Genomic DNA, 19479 nt, shown 5'->3' on the forward strand with positions numbered 1-19479 from the left:
GGACCCACACAGGGCCGGGCCCACAGAAAACCGGACCCACAAAACGCAAAGGCCAGCACTTGCGTGCTGGCCTTTTTGTTTGGTGCCCAGGAGAGGACTCGAACCTCCACGGAGTTACCCGCTAGTACCTGAAACTAGTGCGTCTACCAATTCCGCCACCTGGGCTTTGCTTCGTTGCTGTCTAAGCAGCGAAGACCGCTACTATAGCACCTACTTTCTGGATTACCAGTCAATTTCCGAAAATTTTTTGGAAACGTCGGGGAGGCGCCCGCCGGCCGCGCCCTTGCCGCTATCTCAAGCCCTCTGGCCGCCGCCCTCGCGCCCCCAGTGCGTGTGCGCGAGCAGGCTCTGCGGATCCAGCGCGGATTGCAGCTGCCCGCTGATGGACTGCAGCGCCGGATCAGTGTGCCGCCAGTAGGCCTGCTGCAGCTGCGGCCCCACCCCATGCTCGGCACTGATGCTGCCGCCGTGCGCACGCACCAGGGCATAGAGGCCATCGCGCAGCGCCGGCTCGTCCAGCGGCAGGTGCCTGGGCCAGACCATGTTGAAGTGCAGGCCGCCATCGCCCAGGTGGCCGAAGTCGGCCAGGCGGGCCGCCGGGAAGTGCGTGGCGAGCCAGGTCTTGCCGGCCTCGCGGAAGGCCATGAACTGACGGCGCGGGAAAGACAGGTCGAAGCCGAGCACCTTGCCCTGCCGGCGCAGTCCTTCGCTGATGTGGTGCCGCAGATGCCAGCAGTCGGCATCAGCGCCTAGCACCGCATCGATGACGGCCTCGCCGAACTCATCCTCCAGCAACTGCTGCAGCAGGGTCTGGAGGTCCAGCTGCTCGGTGCCCAGCTCGCTGGAAAGCTCAAGCAGCAGGGCGTAGTCCGGCAGCTGGCCGCCGAACCAGCGCGGCGTCTCGTCCGGGCCGGCCATTGCCGCAGAGAAAGCCTCGCGCGAGATGGCCTCGAAGGCCGAGACCAGGCCCGGGTAGCGCGCCATGACCCGCTGGTAGAAGGGGAAGACATCGTCCAGGCTGCGCGGCGCGATCATTGCGACGGCCTGCTGGCGCGGCACGGCAGCCAGTCGGAACGTGGCCTCCAGCACCAGCCCCAGGGCGCCGGAGGCGCCGATGAAGAGCTGGTGCAGGGCCAACTGGGCATTGTCCTTCTGCAAGCCCTGCCCAAGCTGGAGGACCCGCCCGTCGGCCAAGGCGACGCGCAGGGCCAGCGTGTTGGCGCGGACGTCTCCGTACCGCAGCATGCGAGTGCCGCCGGTGTTGTGCGAGACCAGGCCGCCCACACTGGGGTCGGCACTGAGATCGATGGGCAGCATCAGGCCATGCGGGGCCAGGCGCTCATTGACCTCGGACAGGCGAAAGCCGGCCGAGACGCGCAGGGTGCGATCCCAGGCTTCGAACTCGAAAACCTCGCGCAGGCGCTCGGTCGATAGCAGCACCTCGCGCTGCGCATCGTCCGGCGTGCCCGCACGCACCAGGCCCGTGTGCGCGCCCTGTGGCACCACGCGCAGGCCATGGGCGGCGCACAGGGGCAGCAACTGCGCGGCCTCGGCGGCACTGCCCGGGCGCAATAGGGCGGCCGCCCGACCTGGCGCATAGCGCGCGGGCTCGAGATAGCGTGGCTCAATGGATGAGCCAGGCACGACCTGACCCTCGCCGCAGATCGCCGCAGCGGCCTGCAGGAATTCTGCATTCAGCACGCCACGGCCTCTTCCGGGGCTGCGCCTGCCGTCATCTTGAAGATGCCGGTGGCGTTGGCCGCATCGAAGCGCAGGTCCAGCCTGTCACCGTCCAGGCCGCGTTGGATGAACTCATAGAAGGAGCCCGGCACCTCCAGACCCACCACATGGCCTTCGCTGAGGAATTCGCGGCGCACCTGGGCAGCGCGAAAGGCCGTCTGCAGCACACGTCCCGAGGCCGAGACTTCGATGCGGTCCTTGATGGGCCGGCCCAGGGCCTTCTGCGTCGCGGCCAGGGCGTTGAGGTCGGGCACGCGGTCGGTAGCGTGGTTGAAGGCATTGCCCTCGGTGGCGATCCAGGCCATCTCGGCGGACTCCAGCAGCAGGGCCTGGTAGTCCTCCAGCGGGAAGAGGCCGTGCTGGCGATCGAAGCAGCGGATCATGGCCGGCAGCAGCTGCAGCGCGGCGGGCCAGGGCAAACAGCGGTCGCGCGCCAGCTGCTCCAGCAGGGCCATGTCCGAGGGCTGCAGCGGATCGCGCGAAGTCGACAGCACGCGGGTCACCGCCGCCTGGAAGCCCTTGGAGAAGCGCTCGGGATGCAGCTCGGAGACGAAGAATTGGGCGATATCCTCCGGGTGGTCCACATGGCACCAGGCGCGGCCGGTCATCTTCAGCTTGGGCAGCGGATAGGGCGCGGCCAGCTCGAAGCCCAGGGGCCGCAGGACGCGGGTGATGGCTGCTTCGCCAGGTGGCAGCGCGCCGCAGGGCCAGGCCACTGTGCGTAGGGCGCCGTGGTCGAAGACCAGCTTCTGGCCGGCCCGCTGCTGGTCCGCCACATAGGCCGCCGCAGCCGGCACGCGCATCGTCACGTCACGGAACAGCGCCATGTTCAGTGCCTGCGCCATCTCGGCCCGCGACACCGTCTCGCCAGCAGGCTTCAGCAGGGCCGGTGCCACCTCCAGCTGCGCAAAGGTCTCCCGCGCAGCGTTCTCCCCCAACGCGCTCGCCAGCAGGCGAAACAGGGCCGTGTCCATCATCTCCAGCACTCCAAAACAATCGATTCCGGCAAGGCTCCGCCCAGCCTGCTTGCAGCAGGCCGGCAAAGCTCAAAAGGATTCAGCGCGGTGGCGAAGCCCACCGCCCCCAACGGCACCCGAGGATCCGGCTCTGCCGGGCCTACGGGTGCGCCCCCCTTGGGGGGCCGGCGAAGCCGGTAGGGGGTTAAACGTCAAACCTTACGCCCTGGGCCAGGGGCAGCTCGCGCGAGTAGTTCACCGTGTTGGTAGTGCGGCGCATATAGGCCTTCCACGCATCGGAGCCCGACTCGCGGCCGCCGCCGGTTTCCTTCTCGCCGCCGAAGGCGCCGCCGATCTCTGCGCCCGAGGTGCCGATGTTGACGTTGGCGATGCCGCAGTCCGAGCCCGAGGCCGAGACGAACAGCTCGGCTTCACGGATGTCATTCGTGAAGATGGCCGAGGACAGGCCTTGCGGCACGTCGTTCTGCAGCGCGATGGCCTCGTCCAGGGTCTTGTACTTCAGGGTGTACAGGATGGGCGCGAAGGTCTCGTGGCGCACGATGTCAGTCTGGGCCGGCATGCGGACCAGGGCCGGCACGGCGTACCAGGCCTTGGGCAGTTGATCGGCCAGGGCGCGCTCGCCGCCGCTGACCTGGCCACCCTGCTCGCGGGCCGCGGCCAGGGCCGCCTGCATGCCGTCGAAGCTGGCCTTGTCGATCAGCGGGCCGATCAGGGTGCCGGCTTCCAGGGGGTTGCCGATGCGCAGCTGGGCGCGGGCCTTGTCCAGGCGGGCCACCAGCTCGTCATGGATGCTTTCATGGGCGATCACTCGGCGGGTGGTGGTGCAGCGCTGGCCGGCCGTGCCGTAGGCGCCGAAGAGGATGCCGCGCACGGCCAGTTCCAGGTCGGCGCTGGGGGTCACGATGATGGCGTTGTTGCCCCCCAGCTCCAGCAGGCAGCGGCCGAAGCGTGCTGCCACGCGCGGGCCCACGGCACGACCCATGCGGGTGGAGCCAGTGGCGGACACCAGGGCCACCTTGGGGTGGTCCACCATGGCCTCGCCAACGGCTGCACCGCCGTTGAGCAGCTGCGACAGATTCGCCGGCGCCTTGTGGCCGGCGGCCACGTAACGGGCCAGGGCCTTCTCGAAGAGCGCCTGCGTGGCCAGGGCCGTCAGCGGGGTCTTCTCGGAGGGCTTCCACAGGCAGGTGTCACCGCAGACCAGGGCCAGGGCCGAGTTCCAGGCCCACACGGCCACAGGGAAGTTGAAGGCAGAGATGATGCCCACCACGCCCAGGGGCATGTACTGCTCCATCATGCGGTGCCCGGGGCGCTCGCTGGCGATGGTCAGGCCATGCAGCTGGCGTGAGAGGCCGACGGCGAAGTCGCAGATGTCGATCATTTCCTGGACTTCGCCCTCGCCTTCGCTGGCCACCTTACCGGCCTCGATGGACACCAGGCGGGCCAGGTCGATCTTGTGCGTGCGCAGCTCCTCGCCGAAGAAGCGCACCAGCTCGCCACGCTTGGGCGCCGGCACCGTGCGCCATTCCAGGAAGGCCGCATGCGCGCGATCGACTGCCGCGCGCATGTCCTCGGCGGAGGCCTCATGCACAGCGCCGAGCGATGCGCCATCGATGGGCGAACGGACAGACAGGGTGCCGCCTGTATAGGCAGCGGCGGGGACGCCACAGGCGTTCAGCAGATCGGTGATATTCATTGCGTCATTCTCCAATGCAAGGCCCCGGCGACAAGCGAATGTGGCCGGGGCTCTGTGTCAATTCATGGTTTCTAGCATGCCCCTACCAAGCCGCGCGGCGCCTGCAGATCCGGCTCTGCCGGGCGGTCGGGCGCGCCCCCTTGAGGGGCTGGCGAAGCCAGTACGGGGAGGTCCATCAACCAATGCTCTCGACCTGGCGAGACTGCTGGTAGGCCTTGCCGAACTCGTTGGCCAGGAAGGCGGGCAGCTCGACGGCCTCCTGCGGCACGAAGCCCTGCTGGGGCAGCTTGCCCTGGCGGAACAGGTCCACGGCGGCGCAGATGCCAGCGGCGGTCGTGATCTGGATGGCGGACAGCGGGCGGGCGCCATCGCGCTCGGCGAAAATCTTGCGGGCGAAGACTTCCTGCACCAGGCGACCCTGCTTCATGCCCGAGACGGTCACGAAGACCAGCACCACGTCCTGCATGGTGGCGGGCATGCTCTTGCGCATGATGTCCTTGAGCTTTTCCTGGTCGTTCTTCAGCTGCAGGTCATCCAGCAGGAATTGCATCAGGTCGCGGTGGCCAGGGTAGCGAACAGTCTTGTAGTCGAGGTTCTGGACCTTGCCGGCCAGGGTCTCGCACAAGGTGCCCAGGCCACCCGAGGTGTTGAAGGCCTCGTACTCGGTGCCGTCCAGCGAGAAGTGCTCCAGGCCTTCCAGCGGCAGGGCGTCGATCTTGGCGCCGTCGTGGATGCACTCGCAGGGATGGCAGTACTCGTTGATCAGGCCGTCCACCGACCAGGTCAGGTTGTACTTCAAGGCATTGGTCGGGAAGGCGGGCAGCGCGCCGACGCGCATCTTCACGTCCTGCAGGGTGTCGAAGCCCTTGGCCAGGTGATGGGCCACGATACCGATGAAGCCGGGCGCCAGGCCGCACTGCGGCATGAAGGCGGTGCGCGAGCCTTCGGCGATGCGCATGATCTCCTTGGTGGCGGCCACGTCCTCGGTCAGGTCGAAGTAGTGGCAGCCGGCTTCCAGGGCCATGTGGGCAGCAGGGATGGCCAGGTGGTAGGGCAGCGCGTTCACGATGGCATCAAAGCCGCGCACCATGGCGGCAGCACTCGGGCCAATCTCCTGCACGGCCTGGACCTTGATGCCCTCTTCGGACAGTGCGGCCAAGGCCTTCTCGTTCTTGTCGAAGACGGTCACGTCGTAGTGGCCGGAGTTGCGCAGCAGGCGGGCAATGGTTTCGCCGATGTGGCCGGCGCCGAGCAATGCGATCTTCATGGAGGTCTCCTCTTGGAATCAGGTGCGATGGGCCGCAGTCTAGGAAGAGCAACTGACGAAAGAAAGCATGAGATCGTCATAAACAGCTATGCTTTCGACGATTCGTCATGACGCATTGACGAAAAGCAATAATCTAGGGTTTCCCAGGAGTCGCGCCATGAGCACTCGCAAGCCGCCTGCCACCGCTGCTGCCAGCACGTTCGCCGTCCCGCGGGATCAGCTGGACCGCGAGCTCATCACCCTGCTGCAGGCCAATGCCCGAGAGAGCACGGCCAACCTCGCGCGCAAGCTGGGCATCGCCCGCACGACGGTGGTGGCGAGGCTGGCGCGGCTGGAGTCCGAGGGCGTGGTGGTGGGCTACACCGTCAAGCTGGGCTCGGAGGCCGCAGACCGCGGCGTGCAGGCCTTTGTGGGCATCAGCGTGCAGGCCAAGGCGCAGCGCGAGGTGATCAAGCGCCTGACCCGCTTGCCGGAGCTGCGCCAGTTGGCCTCGGTCAGCGGCGAGTTCGACTACATGGCCCTCCTGCGCGCCGACACCACCATGCGCCTGGACGCCCTGCTGGACGAGATCGGCGAAACCGAAGGCGTGATCAAGACGACCACCTCGGTGGTGCTGGCCCTGCGCGTGGACCGCAGCGCCGGGGGCTGAGCGCCGCGGCGTGCGGCGTCAACCTGGCACGCAGCTTGCACGTTCTTCGCAGCATCAGCCCTCATTTTTGCGGAGCGCACCATGAAGCTGCAGATCACGCCCCATCGCGGACACCGCCTGAGCACCGCGCTCAAGGCCGTGGCCCTCGTCGCCCTGGTCTGGGGCGTGGCCTACCCGGCCCTGCTGTGGGGCCTGCAGCGCGCGCTGCCTGTGGCCTGAGGATCCGGCCCGACACCTCCATTGCCCAGGAGTTCCGCGATGCCCTACCGCCCACTTCCCATCGCCGCCCAGCACCGCCCCGCCGCCTGGCGTTCGCTGCTGCTGTGGGTCCTTCTGACCGCGCTGGCCATCGCCGGTTTCTCCATGCTGAGGCAGCTGGAGGGGGATGCGAACATCGTCCGTGCCCCGGCCGCCCAGCGGCAGGCCTGAGCCTGACTCAGGCCAGACCGAAGGGATCGTCCAGGGATTTCATCGGCGGCGTGAACCAGCGCGGGCCCTGGGCCGACATGAACATGTGGTCCTCGTGGCGCACGCCGAACTCGCCGGGGCAGACGATCATGGGCTCGTTGCTGAAGCACATGCCCACGTCCAGCGGCGTCAGCTCGCCCTCGACCATGTAGGGCCACTCGTGGATGTCCAGACCGCAGCCGTGGCCGGTGCGGTGCGGCAGGCCGGGCAGGCGGTAGCCGGGACCCAGGCCCGCAGCCTCCAGCACGCGGCGCGCGGCGCGGTCCACCTCCTGGCACGGCCGGCCCAGTTGGGCGGCCTCGAAGGCCGCGGCCTGTGCCGCCTGCTCCAGGTTCCAGATCTCGCGCTGGCGTGCCGAGGGCGTGCCGAAGACATAGCTGCGGGTGATGTCGGACATATAGCCCTCGACCAGGCAGCCGGTGTCGATCAGCACCATGTCACCCTCGCGCAGCTGCTGCGGTTCCTTCACCCCATGCGGGAAGGAGGAGGCCACGCCGAAGAGCACGATCTTGAAATAGGAGCCATTGGCGCCGACGCGGCGATGCGCCTCGTCGATGAATGCCGCCACCTCCGTGGTGGAGATGCCCTCGTGCAGGATGCTGGCCGCGGCCCGCTGCACTGCCAAGGTCATGTCATGGGCCCGCTGCATCAGGGCCAGCTCGGCCGCGGACTTGCGCATGCGGCAAGCCGCCGTCAGCGGGCGGGCATTGATCCACTGCAGTTCCGGCGCCGCTTGGCGCAGTCCGTCGGACACGAAGAAGGGGCAGTCCTCGGACAGTCCCACCTGCTCGCTGCCCTTCACGCCAGCTTCGCGCAGCACCCGTGCCAGCAGCGCATAGGGGCTCTCGTGCTCCTGCCACAGGTGCATCTCGCCGGGCAGCAGCCAGTAGTCGCGCAGCGTGCCTTCCTCGAAGGCGGGCGCCAGGTACTGCAGCGGGCCCTGGGCCAGCACCAAGGCGCCCACCAGGCGCTCGCTGGGCGGCCAGACCAGGCCGCTGAAGTAGCGCAGGTTGGTGCCAGCATGCAGGTAGACCGCCGCCACGCCCGCCTCACGCATCAGGTCCTGCAGCTTGCGCAGGCGGACCTGGTATTCCTCGGCCGCAATGGGCTGGACGCCTTCCGTCATGCGGCTCAAACCCGCCAGGGCCTGCGCCTGAGATTGACCGCCAACACCGATTGCCTTCATGGGTTCACCTGCCACTCATTAAATATATTTACAGAATACCATCTTCAAGAGGGGATCGCAGCCAGACCTGACACCGCCGCTTGCAATTTCCCTCCGCACGGGGGATGGCCCCGCTCTTGCGCTCAGCCCTATCGTGCGTGCGCGCCAATCCGGCGCCGTTTTCATGAGCCCCCTGACCATGCGTCGTGCCCTGACCGCCTGCCTGCTGCCCCTGGCCCTCCTGCTGAGCTCGATGCCGAGCCGGGCGCTCGAGGTCTCGCCCGTCAAGGGCTACCAAGTCAAGTTCGACAAGACCAGGGCCATGGAAGTGCACAAGGTTTGGGCCGCCTGCGGCAACAGCTATTGCGGATCGACGCCGGCCGGCAAGTATGCGGACATCGAACTCACCGGACGTGTCCGCGAACTCAACATCTTCGCCAATGACAAGGCACAGGCCGTGGGCTCCGAGATCGTGGCCCGCGAGTACGCCGAGGTGGCCAAGCGCCGGGGCGGCCAGCTCATCAATCAGCCCAAGGGGTCGAACGGCCCCTTCATCTACCGCTTCGCCCGGGCCGACGGCGGCGCCGACTGGCTCGTGCTGAAGGACAACTTCGAGGGCTACTACACGGTGGTCGTGGTGGAGGAAGCCGAGCGCGAGAACACCGTCACCATTTCAGCCAAGGACATGGCCAACGCGCTGAAGGCCGAAGGCGACATCGCGCTCTACATCGAGTTCGAGACCGCCCGGGCCGAGATCCTCCCTGCCGGCCAGTCCGTGGTGAAGGAGATCGTCACCCTGCTGCGCAACGAGCCACAGCTGAAGCTCTCCATCGAGGGCCACACCGACAACACCGGCAACGCCGCCGAGAACCAGCGCCTGTCCCAGGCCCGCGCCGAGGCCGTGATGAAGTCCGTGGTCGCCCAGGGCATCGACGCCAAGCGCCTCAGCGCCTTGGGCCATGGCCAGGTCTATCCCCTGGCCGACAACCGCAAGGAGGCCGGCCGCGCGAAGAACCGCCGCGTGGAGCTCGTCAGGAAGAGCTGAGGCCGGGCCCGCGCGCAGCCACTCAGAGCAGGCCGCGCGTCTGGGCCATCAGCCGGGTGAGACCCAGCATGGCATCGATGCTGGGCGTGGCCTGGCCCATGTGCTGGCCAATCTCGCGGACCACCGTGACCAGGGCGTCGAGCTCGATCCTGCGGCCCGCCTCCATGTCCTGCAGCATGGAGGTCTTGAAGGCGCCCAGCTTGCGCGTCACTTCGTGGCGCTGCTCGGGTGTCTGGCCCACGGGGCAGCCGATGGCATCGCCGATGGCCGAGGCCTCGCGCATCACGGCGCTCACGAATCCCCGCACCAGCTCGTCATCGAGGATGCGGTCACAGGTCGCGCCGGTCAGCGCCGAGATGGGGTTCATGGTCATATTGCCCCAGAGCTTGTACCAGATGTCCTTCTGGATGCGCGGGGACACCGTAGCGTTGAAGCCGGCCCGCTGGAAGAGTGCCGCCCACTCAGCGATGTGCGCCGGCTCGCCACCAGCCGGGTCGCCCAGGATCAGGCCCATGCCCATCACGTGCTTCACGAGCCCCGGTTCGGGCGTGGCACAGCTGGCATGCACGACAGAGCCGATCACGCGGTCTGCGGGGATCAGGGCCGCGACGCGGCCGCTCGGGTCCACGGCCTGCAGCTGCAGGCCCTTGCAAGGGCCGTCCAGTTGCTGGAAGAACCACCAGGGCACGCCGTTCATGGCCACCAGCACGCGGGTCTCGGGACCCAGCAAACGCTGCACCAGAGGCGCGACCTCGCCCAGCGCCGGGCCCTTGACGGCCAGCACGACCAGATCCTGCGGGCCCAGGTCTTCCGGGCGCTCGACGGCGTTCACCGGCACCGTGAGGCGCTGCGGATTGCCATCGATCACGGTGTCCATGCGCAGGCCGTGCGCGCGCAGAGCGGCCAGCGTGGCGCCCCGGGCCACGGCGCTGATCGCCACCTCACCCCCCAGGCGATGGCCCAGATGCCCCGCCACCCAGCCGCCGATGGCGCCCATGCCCACAATGCAGATCTTCTTCATCTCTCGTCCTGGTTCCGGATTGCTGCGCGCAGTCTACGCGCGGCCCCGGGGGGACGAGACGGCCGCCCCACGGGATGAACCGCCTTGGCAAGACCCGGCACGCTGCTATCGTGGCCGCCCATGACGGATCCCGATGCCCTTCTGCTGCCCCGCCGCTTCTGGTGGATCTACGCCGGCCTGCTGGCGGGCGTCGCCACCTTCTTCGCGCTGGCCGAGCTGCAGCACTACCTGCGCAACGGCGGGCAGCATCCCTGGGAGCCCTTCCTGTGGGAGTTCAGCTCGGTGCTGATCGTGGCGGTTCTGCTGCCGCCCATCTTCCGCTGGCACCGGGCCAGCCTGGGCCGGGGCATGGGCGTGCTGCTCGCCCGGCACGCGCTGGGCTACGCGGCCTACACCGTGCTGCACGTCGTAGGCATGTTCGGCCTGCGCTTCGCCGTCTATGCGTTGACGTCGGTGAGCTACGAGCCCGGCAATGCCTGGCAGGTGCTGGGCTACGAGGCGGCCAAGGACCTGGTCTTCTACGTCACCCAGGTGCTGCTGTGCCAGGCCCTGTGGGTGCACCTGCGCGGCCAGCGAACGGCCCTGGAGATGGCCCGCATGCGTACCGAGCTGGCCCAGGCCCAGCTGGCCCGCCTGGCCGAGCAGCTGCAGCCGCATTTCCTCTTCAACAGCCTCAACCTGATCGCCTCGGTGATGTACGAGGACGTGGGCCGCGCCGACCGCCTGCTGTGCCAGCTCTCGGACCTGCTGCGCGCCTCGCTGTCGGCCCAGCAGCGCGGCTGGCAGACCCTGGCCGAGGAGATGGCCCTGATCCAGCCCTATCTGGCGCTGATGCAGGCCCGCTTCGGCGAGCGCCTGCAGGTGCACATCGAGCTGGCGCCCGGCACCGAGTCCTGGGAGCTGCCGGCCCTGCTGCTGCTGAATCCGGTGGAGAACGCCATCAAGCACGACGTGGCCCTGAGCCGCGGCGCCGTCGAGGTCTCGCTGCGCACCCAGGCCTTGGACGGGGGCATGGAGGTCGAGATCCGCAACAGCGGCGTCAGCGCCGAACAAGTGGAGCGCGCCGGCGGTCTGGGCCTGAGCAATCTGCGCGAGCGACTGCGCATGGCCTATGGCGAGGCGGCCCAACTCTGGATAGGGCCAGACCAGGGCGGCACCCTGCTGCGCCTGCGGCTGCCCCGGCGGGAGGTGCTGGCATGAAGCTGCTGATCGTTGATGACGAGCCGCCGGCCCGCGCCCGCCTGCGCCGCCTGCTAGCCGAGCACCCCCAGGTGCAGTGGGTGGGCGAGGCCGGTGATGGCGAGGAGGCCCTGGAGCAGTTGCGCCGCCATCCGGACGTTCAGGCACTGATCCTGGACATCCAGATGCCGGGCCAGAGCGGCCTGGACCTGGCCCTGCAGTTGCCGGAGCAGCTGCCGGTGATCTTCTGCACCGCCTTCGACCAGCACGCCGTGCAGGCCTTCGAGCTGCATGCGGTGGACTACCTGCTCAAGCCCTGCAGCCCGGAGCGCCTGGCCACGGCCCTGCATCGCCTGCAGGGTCGGCTCCACCCGGCCCAGCCTGCGGCGGCCAGCGCGCGCGGCGGCCTGATCGCGGCCCTTCAGCAGCTGCAACCGGCCACCGGCCACTGGCTGGTGCAGCGCCAGGGTCGCCTGATCAAGCTGCCCCTGGCCGAGCTGCAGTGGGTGTGCGCGGCGGACAACTACATCGAGCTGCACGCCCCGCCCCACAGCTACCTGGAGCGGCGCACACTCAGCGCCTTCCTGGAGCATCCGGCGGTGGCGGGCCAGTTCCTGCGCATCCACCGCAGCCATGCGGTCAACTCCGCTCACATCGACAGCCTCGAGGCCCTGCCGCATGGGGAGGCGCTGCTGACCCTGCGCGGGGGCCAGCAGCTTCGAGTCTCTCGCAACTACCGCGATCAGCTGCGCGGCTGAGCGGGGGCGGCGGCGCCTTCCAGCTCGCGCGCCTTGAGCGCGGTCATCAGCCCCAGCAGGGTGGAGAAGGCATTGCCACCTTCGGCCCCGCCGCCCAGCTGGATCTGCGGCACCAGGGGCACGCGCGCGGTCTCGAAGGCCTCGGCCAGGCGCAGCATCACGGTCTGCATCAGCTGCTTGTCGGCGCCCTCGCCTTCCAGCGCCTCGGAGCGGGCGCGGATGGCGGCACCTTCCGCCTCGCCCACGCTGCGGATGGCCGCGGCGCGGCCCTGGCCCTCGGCCTCCTGGCGGTAGCGCTCGCCCTGCGCCAGGGCCTCGATCTCCTGACGACGCTTCTCGGCCGCCTTCACCGAGGCGGCGCCCTGGTTCTCCTTGATGGAGATGTCCACCAGCGAGCCCGTCAATTCGCCCTGCTTCTCCGCGCGCTTCTCGGCCTCGTTGAGCTCGCGCTGCTTGTTGGCCGCGATCTCCTTCTGCGCAAAGGTCTCAACCTGCTCGCGGGCAATCTGACGATCGCGCAGCTGGGCCATGATGGCCTCGATCTTGTGGTCACCGGGCTGCGGGCGCGGCGTGCCGATCAGCACCTCCTGGAACTCCAGCGAATAGGCCAGGAAGCGCTCGCGCATGTCCCGCGAAGCATTGGTCTGCAGTTCGGAGCGCGACTGGATCAGCTCGATGAAGGTGTGGGTCTGCGAGACGTTCTTGAAGTAGCTGGACACCATAGGATCCAGCGTCTGCTCTACCAGCTGCTTCACGTTGCCAAAGCGCTGCACCACCATGGGCGCCTTGCGGTAGTCGATGTGCACGACGACGGACAACGGCAGCTGCGGCTCGAAGGCATCCTTGGTGATCAGCGTGATCTCGCGCAGGTTGGAGTCGAAGCTGGAGCCGCTCTCGCCGCTCTTCCACATCAGCACGAAGTTGGTGGTGGGCACCAGCTCGATCTTGCCGGCGTAGGTGTTGAAGGCGTACTTGCCCGGCATCAGCGGCTCGCGCCAGACGCCGCGGCAGCCGGCGTTGACCAGTTCGCCATGGCTGTACTCGCTGCCCGAGACGTCCTCACCGCGTGCACCGGTGTAGGACACGACCACACCCACAAAGCCCACCGGGATGATGGTCTTGTTGATGAACTCGACCGTCGCGAAGAGGCGGTTGACGTAGTAGGTGCCTTCCACCAGCACCCGCTCCTGGCGGCCACGCCGGCCACCGGCGGCCAGGAAGCGCTCGGGCTCCTGGAAGCTGTTGTGGGCATCGCCCACGTCGGGCGCCAGCAGCTCGTCGCGCGAGAGCGCGGGGCCGTCCTGCACGGTCACCACGGCCAGTTGGTCGTAGTCATGGCTGCCGCTCTTCTCCTTGATCACCACGGGCGAGAAGGCGTTGCGCTCCTCCAGCAGGCCGCGCATGCGCTCGTAGTAGCTGCGTTCATGCGCGTCCATGTTGAGCGCATAGGTGGCCTCTTCCGTCATCACGACAAAGAGGGCTGGGTTGATCACATGCGTGCCCTCGCGCAGCACTTTGCGCTGCGGCCCCTTCTGGCCGCCCAGCTTCAGGAAGCCGCGCACGTCCAGGAAGTCGCTGACCGCGGCATTGCTTGCCAGGGTCTGACCGGCCGGCAGGTCCAGGCCGTCGCGGGCGAAGACGTAGCCGATCTTGCCCTGCGTCACCGAGACCATGGGATGGATGTGCACCCGGTACTGGAAGGGCGTGAAGAAGTGGAAGCCGCCGCGGCGCAGTTCGGGCTGCAGGCCCGCCTCGCCCTGCAGCGCCAGCAGGCCGGACTGCACCGAGCCCTTGGCACTCCAGAGCTTCTCGACCACGCCGACGCGGTCATTGGGGATGTAGCGCACGACGCCGGCCGCATAAAGCAGCAGCACAGCGACGCCGATGCCGCCGAAGCCCAGGAGCAAGGACAGCAGCACGGAGCCGGACAGATCAAACCAGGACATGGATTCCTCCTCTTTCTCTTCCCTGGCGGCAGCCCCTCGGACCGCGGCGCCAGGGCTCGTTTGTCCCTTGCCCGGCATCAGGAACGCATATGGAACCAGGCCCGGGCGCGGCTCGCCGCAAACCTGATGGTCCCCCCTATGGACGGCGGCCAGGCTGCTCACTAAGCTCGCCCCCGAACAACAAAGGGAGGCGGCCGATGGCCGCGCGAGGAGAACGTTAGATGAGAACACCCCACCTGCGCCTAGCACCGATCTGCGCCCTGCTGATCCTGCTTGCCCTGTCGGGCTGCGGAGGCGGCGGAGGCAGCCCCGGCGGCCCCGGCAACGTCACGCCTCCCGGTGGTCCCGGCCAGCCCGCGGACGCACTGGACGCCACCCTCCACCCGCTGAACACCGGGGATGTCCGTGCCTGGCGCTCCGTCGATGACGCGCAGGGCCGGCGGCTTCGCATTGAACGGGTGGACGGCGTGCAGACCGTGCCTGGCGGCCAGGCCTTCGCCATCAAGAGCACGGCAGACCAGGGCGCCCACGTGGCCGTGGAGTACCTGCAGGTCCGCAGCGGCGGTGTCTACAGCGTCGCGGGGCCCGGCAGCGATCCACTCACCGCGGCCGCAGGCAGCGTGCAGGTCTTCCGCGCGGGACTGGGCCTGGGACAGACCGCGGTGCTGATCGACCAGACCCTCAGCGCCGACGTCAATGGCGACGGCCGGGCGGACACCGTCGAGATGCATGCGCAGACCACCTTCGTCGCCCGCGAGGACCTGACGACGCGACTGGGCAGCTTCTCCAGCACCGCCCATGTCCGCACGGTGGCCCGCAGCGTGATCCGGGCAGCCGGCAGCTCGACCAGCGCGGCGGTGGTCTTCACGGAGGACCGCTGGTACGCACCGGGCATCGGCCCCGTCCGTGCGCGGTCCACCACCGAGCACAACGGCACGCGCACGGCCAGCAGTGATGAAGAGGTGGTGGCCTACGGCGTTGGCAGCGTCCACCAGCCCGCCACGGCGGCCCGGCTGCTGCGCGTAACGCCCGCGGCCACCGAGCGGCTGGCGCCGCAGGGCGAGGTCACCCTGACCTTCGACCGCCCCGTGGATCCCCTCACGCTGTGGGGCGACGGCGGCCTGGTTCTGGTGGACGCCAGCGGCAAGGCCGTGTCCGTTGCGCCTTACTATCCGGATCCCTCGCTGACCGAGGTCCGCTTCATGCCACTGACCCCGCTGACCGATGGCAGCTACGTCCTGCGCAATGGGGGCAAGGCGACGGACATCAGCGGCCTGCCGCTGAGCAGCCCCGTGGCGACCGTCACCGTGGACGAGCATGGTCCCACGCTGCTCAGCTCCCAGCCCGCAGACAGGGCAGTCGATATCGCCCTCACCGGCACGGTGCGCCTGAGCTTCAGCATGGAACTGGCCGCCAGGCCAGGCACCGAAGCGTACCTCGCCGTGTGGGACAGCCGCACCTCGACAACCCAGAACCTGCCGGCCCGCATCGAGGGCAAGGACCTGCTTGCCACGCTGCCGGCACCGCTGCGCACGAACACCACCTATTCGCTGGAAGCCGGCAATGTCGTGGACCGCCTGGGCCAGCCCCCCGCCTTTCACCGCGTCACCTTCACCACGAGCAACGGCGCCCTGCGGCAGCCGCAGTCCATGATGGACGGCTGGCGGGTGGGCACCGTCCGCGAGCTGAACCTCAGCGGGCCAGGCAGCCGAGACCTGGTCTTCCTGGCTCTCGACGGCAGCAACCGGATGAGCCTTTTCACCCGTGCGCAGCAGGCGGACGGGCGATGGGCCACGCCCCTCAGGCGTCACGAATTCACGCAGGACCATGCCAGCCATGAGGGCCCGCTCATGGCGGCCGACTTCAACGGCGACGGCCGCACGGACCTGCTGGTGAGCTCCTCGTTCGGGGCCTATACCCTGCTGCTCCAGCAGGCCGACGGCACCTTCGTGCCGGAGAATGTGACCGAGCCCGGACTCGTCTACGGCCCTCCCATGCTTGCCAGCGGCACCGACCCGGACGGCCGCGCCTGGGTCGCCCTGGCAAGCACCCAGATGACCTTGTGGCGCCGCCTGGGGCCGCAGTCCTGGGTGGCGAACGTGACCTTGCCCGTGGGCGGCCCGCCGGACACCTTCGCCCGTGACGCCACGATGGCCGACCTCAACGGCGACGGTCTGCCGGACTGGGTCTGGATCCGCGATGCCGGCGACGGGTCGGCCAGGCAGGAGCTGGTGTGGGCTCTGCGGGACGGGGTGGCGTTCGGCGCCGAGCGCAAGCTCACCTTGCCGGAGGTGTGGCAGACACGGCGGATCACCGTCGCTGACTTCAACAGTGACGGGCGACCCGACCTGGCGATCATGAGCAGCGGCGCCGGGGCGAGCCAGCAGCTCCAGCTCTGGAGCCAAACGGCCGCCGGCGGCTTCGAGCCGGCCGCGACGCCTTCGATCGACATGGCTTACGAGGTGGCCCGCTTCGCCGACATGAATCTCGACGGCCGGCAGGACCTGCTCCTTTGCCAGCCCTATACCGTCGATGTCCTCCTTCGCAGTGCCGGTGGTGGCTGGCAGGGCCGCCAGAGCTTCCAGCTCGACCAGCCTTGCACGGGCCTGCAGGCCCTGGACTGGAATGGCGACGGCGCCATTGACCTCATCGCAGCCGGTCGGGTGCTGCTGGGCAGCCGCGGCCCGGATGCGTGGCAGCAGGGCCGCCCGGCCCCGCGCAGCCATGCAATGGCCGCACCGGCGAGCAGCCTGCCGCTGGGCACCACCTGGTGGTTCCGACTGCCCAAGAGGCCCTCGGGCATGCGCCCCTGACTCGCGCTGCCGCCCGGGTCACACGAGGCAGGGCGCGCGCGCCCACCCGGCATTTCGCCCCAGCGCCGGGGCGCTTCGCCCCGGCGGGACCGCGGCGAAGCGCCAGCGCCTTCACCATCTCGGCATGAACACCGCCGCACCCCGCCTCCTCTTCATCGACTGGCTGCGCATAGCCGCCTTCGCGCTGCTGATCCCCTACCACGTGGGCATGTACTACGTGAGCTGGGGCTGGCACGTGAAGAACCCCGTGATCCACGAATCGATCGAGCCCCTCATGCTGCTGAGCAACCCCTGGCGCATGGGCCTGCTCTTCCTCATCGGCGGCGTGGCCGCCAGCCAGCTGATGGGCAAGCTGCAGGACCGCTGGCGCTTCGTGCGGGAACGAAGCAGCCGCCTGCTGTGGCCCCTGCTCTTTGGCATGGCCGTGGTCGTGCCCATCCAGCCATATCTGGAGGTGGTGCAGAAGCTGGGCTACACGGGCAGCTACCTGGACTTCCTGCGGCTCTACTTTCAGGCCTACCACGGCTTCTGCGAGCGGGGCAACTGCCTGGACCTGCCCACCTGGAACCACCTCTGGTTCCTGCCCTATCTGTGGATCTACTGCCTGCTGGGCGCGTGGCTGGCCAGGCCGCTGGCCCGCTGGGGTCAGGTCTTGCAGAGCGGCCTGCAGGGCCCGCGCGGCGGGCTGTGGCTGGCCGGCCTGTGCCTGCCCCTGATGGTGGCCCGCTGCTTCTACGGCCTGTTCCCCGTCACTCACAACTTCACCTGGGACTGGTACAACCACATGGTCTCGCTGTGGCTCTTCCTGGTCGGCTGGATGGCGGCCAGCCAGGCCCCAGCGCTGTGGACCTGGGCCGAGCGCCTGCGCTGGCCGGCCCTGGCGGTCTTCCTGGCGGGCTGGCTGGCATTCGGTCTCTACATACGCCACTACGCCGACCACGACCCCTCGGCCTTCGTGCTCTACGCCCAGCGCCTGCTCTACGGACTGAAGCAAGGCGCCGCCCTGCTCGCCGTCCTGGGCTTCGGCAAGCACCACCTGGACCGCGACCACCGCTGGCGCGCCAGCCTGGGTGCCGCCGTGTTCTGCGCCTATGTGCTGCACCAGAGCGCCATCGTGGGCCTCACGCCCCTGCTGGAGCCGCTGCAGCTGCCGGACAGCCTGGAGGCCCTGCTCCTGCTTGGCCTGACCTTCCTTGCCTGCGCCGCGGTCTATCGCCTGGCAAGACCTGTCCCCGGCCTGCGCCGCCTGCTGGGCATCGCCGCGCCCAAGACCCCTGGCCAGCAGACGGCCGGGCGCGGGGCCACAATGGCGCTCTCCCAAGCCTCCACCGCTCAGCAGCCATGAAGTACCTGCACACCATGGTCCGCGTCACTGACCTGGACCAGTCCCTGAAGTTCTTCCGCGACGCCCTCGGCCTGCGCGAGGTGCGCCGCACCGAGCACGAGGCCGGCCGCTTCACCCTGGTCTACCTGGCCGCCCCGGGCGACGCCGACGGCCCCTTCCAGCCCCAGGTCGAATTGACCTACAACTGGCCGGCCCCCGACGGCACGGCCGAGACCTACACCGGCGGCCGCAATTTCGGCCACCTGGCCTTTGCCGTAGATGACATCTACGCTGCCTGCCAGCGCCTGGCCGACCACGGCGTGACGATTTCCCGCCCGCCCCGGGACGGTCGCATGGCCTTCGTGCGATCGCCCGACAACATCTCCGTCGAGTTGCTGCAGAATGGACCCGCCCTGGCTCCCGCCGAGCCCTGGGCGTCCATGCCCAACACCGGCAGCTGGTGATCCACCGGTGCCGGCGCAGCAGCTTCGAAGGAGTGTCATGCCGGCCCGCCACCACCGCCCCTTCTCCCTTGCCTCCCTCGCCGCCAGCACCCTGCTGGCCCTGCTGGCCGCCGGATCGGCACAGGCCCAGGGCAAGCTGCTCCTCACGGGCGGCGTCAGCAGCATCGACGGCGCCGCGGGTGGAGGCCTGACACCCTGGGCCCTCATTGGCAGCTATGCCGCACCGGGGGAGGTCGGGGCCACGGCCTTCGCCACGCGGGTCCACACGCAGGATTACGGCCTGACGGTCTACGGCGCGGCCCTGGGACTGCACGACCGCTTCGAGCTGTCCCTCGCCCGCCAGGATTTCAGCACCGGTCCCACCGGCGCGGCCCTGGGACTGCCGGGGCTGCACCTGAAGCAGGACATCTTCGGCGCCAAATGGCGCATCGCCGGCGACGCCATCCTGGACAGTGACCGCTGGATGCCCCAGCTGAGCCTGGGCCTGGAGCACAAGCGCAGCCATGCCGGCGACCTCGCGCCCACGCTGACCAGCCTGGGCGCCCGTGCCAACGACACCGAGCTCTACCTCAGCGCCACCAAATTGCTGCTGCGCCAGAGCACCCTGCTGAACCTGACGCTGCGGGCCACCCGGTCCAACCAGAACGGCCTGCTGGGCTTCGGCGGCACGGCCAGCAGCCGCTTCAGCCTAAGACCCGAGCTGTCCATGGCCTACCTGATCAACCGCCGCCTGGCCGTGGGCGTGGAGTACCGTGCCAAGCCGGACAAGCTCAACCCCTCCGCCCTGGGTCAGGGCCTGGCCGAACAGGACTGGAAGGATCTGTTCATCGCCTGGGCGCCGAGCAAGCAGTTCTCGCTCACCGCCGCCTATGTGGACCTGGGAGCCATCGTGCCCGGCGTGGTGCCGCGCCGGCAGACTGGGCTCTACCTCTCGGCCCAGATCGCCTACTAGCTCAGCGCCTGAGCC

The 19479-nt window shown here is 68.8% G+C and carries 17 protein-coding genes and 1 tRNA gene; 10 read left to right on the forward strand and 8 right to left on the reverse strand.

The genetic code is table 11. The annotated features are described in order from the left end of the window. Positions 1-80: 80 nt before the first annotated feature. The 5 genes from H5407_RS15925 to H5407_RS15945 all read right to left on the reverse strand — a co-directional run bounded on the left by H5407_RS15925 (position 81) and on the right by H5407_RS15945 (position 5680). Positions 81-165: transfer RNA gene (locus H5407_RS15925), tRNA-Leu, on the reverse strand. A 129-nt stretch (positions 166-294) separates the two neighbouring features. Next, positions 295-1701, reverse strand: coding sequence for an FAD-binding oxidoreductase (locus tag H5407_RS15930; RefSeq protein ID WP_183105452.1), 1407 nt, complete (start codon positions 1699-1701; stop codon positions 295-297). Then, a complete protein-coding gene (locus H5407_RS15935) occupies positions 1695-2714 on the reverse strand; it encodes a DUF1338 domain-containing protein (RefSeq protein ID WP_183105494.1) in 1020 nt (339 codons plus the stop codon). Before H5407_RS15935 ends, H5407_RS15930 begins: the two co-directional genes overlap by 7 nt. Positions 2715-2901: 187 nt before the next feature. Further along, positions 2902-4413 (reverse strand): aldehyde dehydrogenase family protein, encoded by a 1512-nt coding sequence (locus tag H5407_RS15940; RefSeq protein ID WP_183105453.1) that lies wholly within the window; start codon positions 4411-4413, stop codon positions 2902-2904. 175 nt (positions 4414-4588) lie between these two features. Next, entirely contained in the window at positions 4589-5680 is a 1092-nt protein-coding gene (locus H5407_RS15945; protein WP_183105454.1) for a saccharopine dehydrogenase family protein, read from the reverse strand. A 157-nt stretch (positions 5681-5837) separates the two neighbouring features. On the opposite strand from H5407_RS15945, the gene H5407_RS15950 reads away from it, so the two are divergent. From H5407_RS15950 to H5407_RS15960, 3 genes are all read left to right on the forward strand, one after another. Beyond that, entirely contained in the window at positions 5838-6329 is a 492-nt protein-coding gene (locus H5407_RS15950) for an Lrp/AsnC family transcriptional regulator (protein WP_183105455.1), read from the forward strand. An 81-nt stretch (positions 6330-6410) separates the two neighbouring features. After that, positions 6411-6548 (forward strand): hypothetical protein, encoded by a 138-nt coding sequence (locus tag H5407_RS15955; RefSeq protein ID WP_183105456.1) that lies wholly within the window; start codon positions 6411-6413, stop codon positions 6546-6548. A 39-nt stretch (positions 6549-6587) separates the two neighbouring features. Next, complete coding sequence (locus tag H5407_RS15960; protein ID WP_183105457.1) at positions 6588-6758, forward strand: hypothetical protein; 171 nt, start codon at positions 6588-6590, stop codon at positions 6756-6758. Positions 6759-6765: 7 nt separating this feature from the next. Here H5407_RS15960 and H5407_RS15965 read toward each other — a convergent pair whose 3' ends face one another. Next, positions 6766-7983: a Xaa-Pro peptidase family protein gene (locus tag H5407_RS15965; RefSeq protein WP_183105458.1), complete on the reverse strand. Its 1218-nt coding sequence runs from the start codon at positions 7981-7983 to the stop codon at positions 6766-6768. A 163-nt stretch (positions 7984-8146) separates the two neighbouring features. On the opposite strand from H5407_RS15965, the gene H5407_RS15970 reads away from it, so the two are divergent. Continuing rightward, entirely contained in the window at positions 8147-9007 is an 861-nt protein-coding gene (locus H5407_RS15970) for an OmpA family protein (protein WP_183105459.1), read from the forward strand. Positions 9008-9029: 22 nt separating this feature from the next. Here the strand turns inward: H5407_RS15970 and H5407_RS15975 are convergent, their stop codons facing one another. Beyond that, positions 9030-10028: a 2-dehydropantoate 2-reductase gene (locus H5407_RS15975; RefSeq protein ID WP_183105460.1), complete on the reverse strand. Its 999-nt coding sequence runs from the start codon at positions 10026-10028 to the stop codon at positions 9030-9032. A gap of 120 nt (positions 10029-10148) precedes the next feature. Between H5407_RS15975 and H5407_RS15980 the strand changes: the two genes are divergently transcribed. Further along, the gene (locus H5407_RS15980) at positions 10149-11228 is read left to right on the forward strand and encodes a sensor histidine kinase (RefSeq protein WP_183105461.1); all 1080 of its coding nucleotides are present in this window, start codon (positions 10149-10151) and stop codon (positions 11226-11228) included. Further along, positions 11225-11965: a LytTR family DNA-binding domain-containing protein gene (locus H5407_RS15985; RefSeq protein ID WP_183105462.1), complete on the forward strand. Its 741-nt coding sequence runs from the start codon at positions 11225-11227 to the stop codon at positions 11963-11965. The genes H5407_RS15980 and H5407_RS15985 overlap by 4 nt, the downstream gene beginning before the upstream one ends. Here H5407_RS15985 and H5407_RS15990 read toward each other — a convergent pair. Next, positions 11950-13911 carry an SPFH domain-containing protein gene (locus tag H5407_RS15990; RefSeq protein WP_183105463.1) on the reverse strand — a complete coding sequence of 654 codons (1962 nt, stop codon included), beginning with the start codon at positions 13909-13911 and terminating at the stop codon, positions 11950-11952. The two genes, H5407_RS15985 and H5407_RS15990, sit on opposite strands and share 16 nt — an antisense overlap. Before the next feature lie 221 nt (positions 13912-14132). On the opposite strand from H5407_RS15990, the gene H5407_RS15995 reads away from it, so the two are divergent. The 4 genes from H5407_RS15995 (at position 14133) to H5407_RS16010 (ending at position 19464) form a co-directional block, all read left to right on the forward strand. Next, on the forward strand, positions 14133-16724 hold the full coding sequence (locus H5407_RS15995; RefSeq protein ID WP_183105464.1) for an FG-GAP-like repeat-containing protein: 2592 nt from the start codon (positions 14133-14135) through the stop codon (positions 16722-16724). A 124-nt stretch (positions 16725-16848) separates the two neighbouring features. Continuing rightward, positions 16849-18069 carry an acyltransferase gene (locus tag H5407_RS16000; protein WP_183105465.1) on the forward strand — a complete coding sequence of 407 codons (1221 nt, stop codon included), beginning with the start codon at positions 16849-16851 and terminating at the stop codon, positions 18067-18069. After that, positions 18066-18512 (forward strand): VOC family protein, encoded by a 447-nt coding sequence (locus H5407_RS16005; protein ID WP_183105466.1) that lies wholly within the window; start codon positions 18066-18068, stop codon positions 18510-18512. Before H5407_RS16000 ends, H5407_RS16005 begins: the two co-directional genes overlap by 4 nt. Positions 18513-18549: 37 nt before the next feature. After that, entirely contained in the window at positions 18550-19464 is a 915-nt protein-coding gene (locus H5407_RS16010; protein WP_183105467.1) for a DUF3034 family protein, read from the forward strand. The last annotated feature ends 15 nt before the right edge of the window (positions 19465-19479 follow it).

It is taken from the genome of Mitsuaria sp. WAJ17, assembly GCF_014174515.1.
Lineage (GTDB): Bacteria > Pseudomonadota > Gammaproteobacteria > Burkholderiales > Burkholderiaceae_C > Roseateles_B.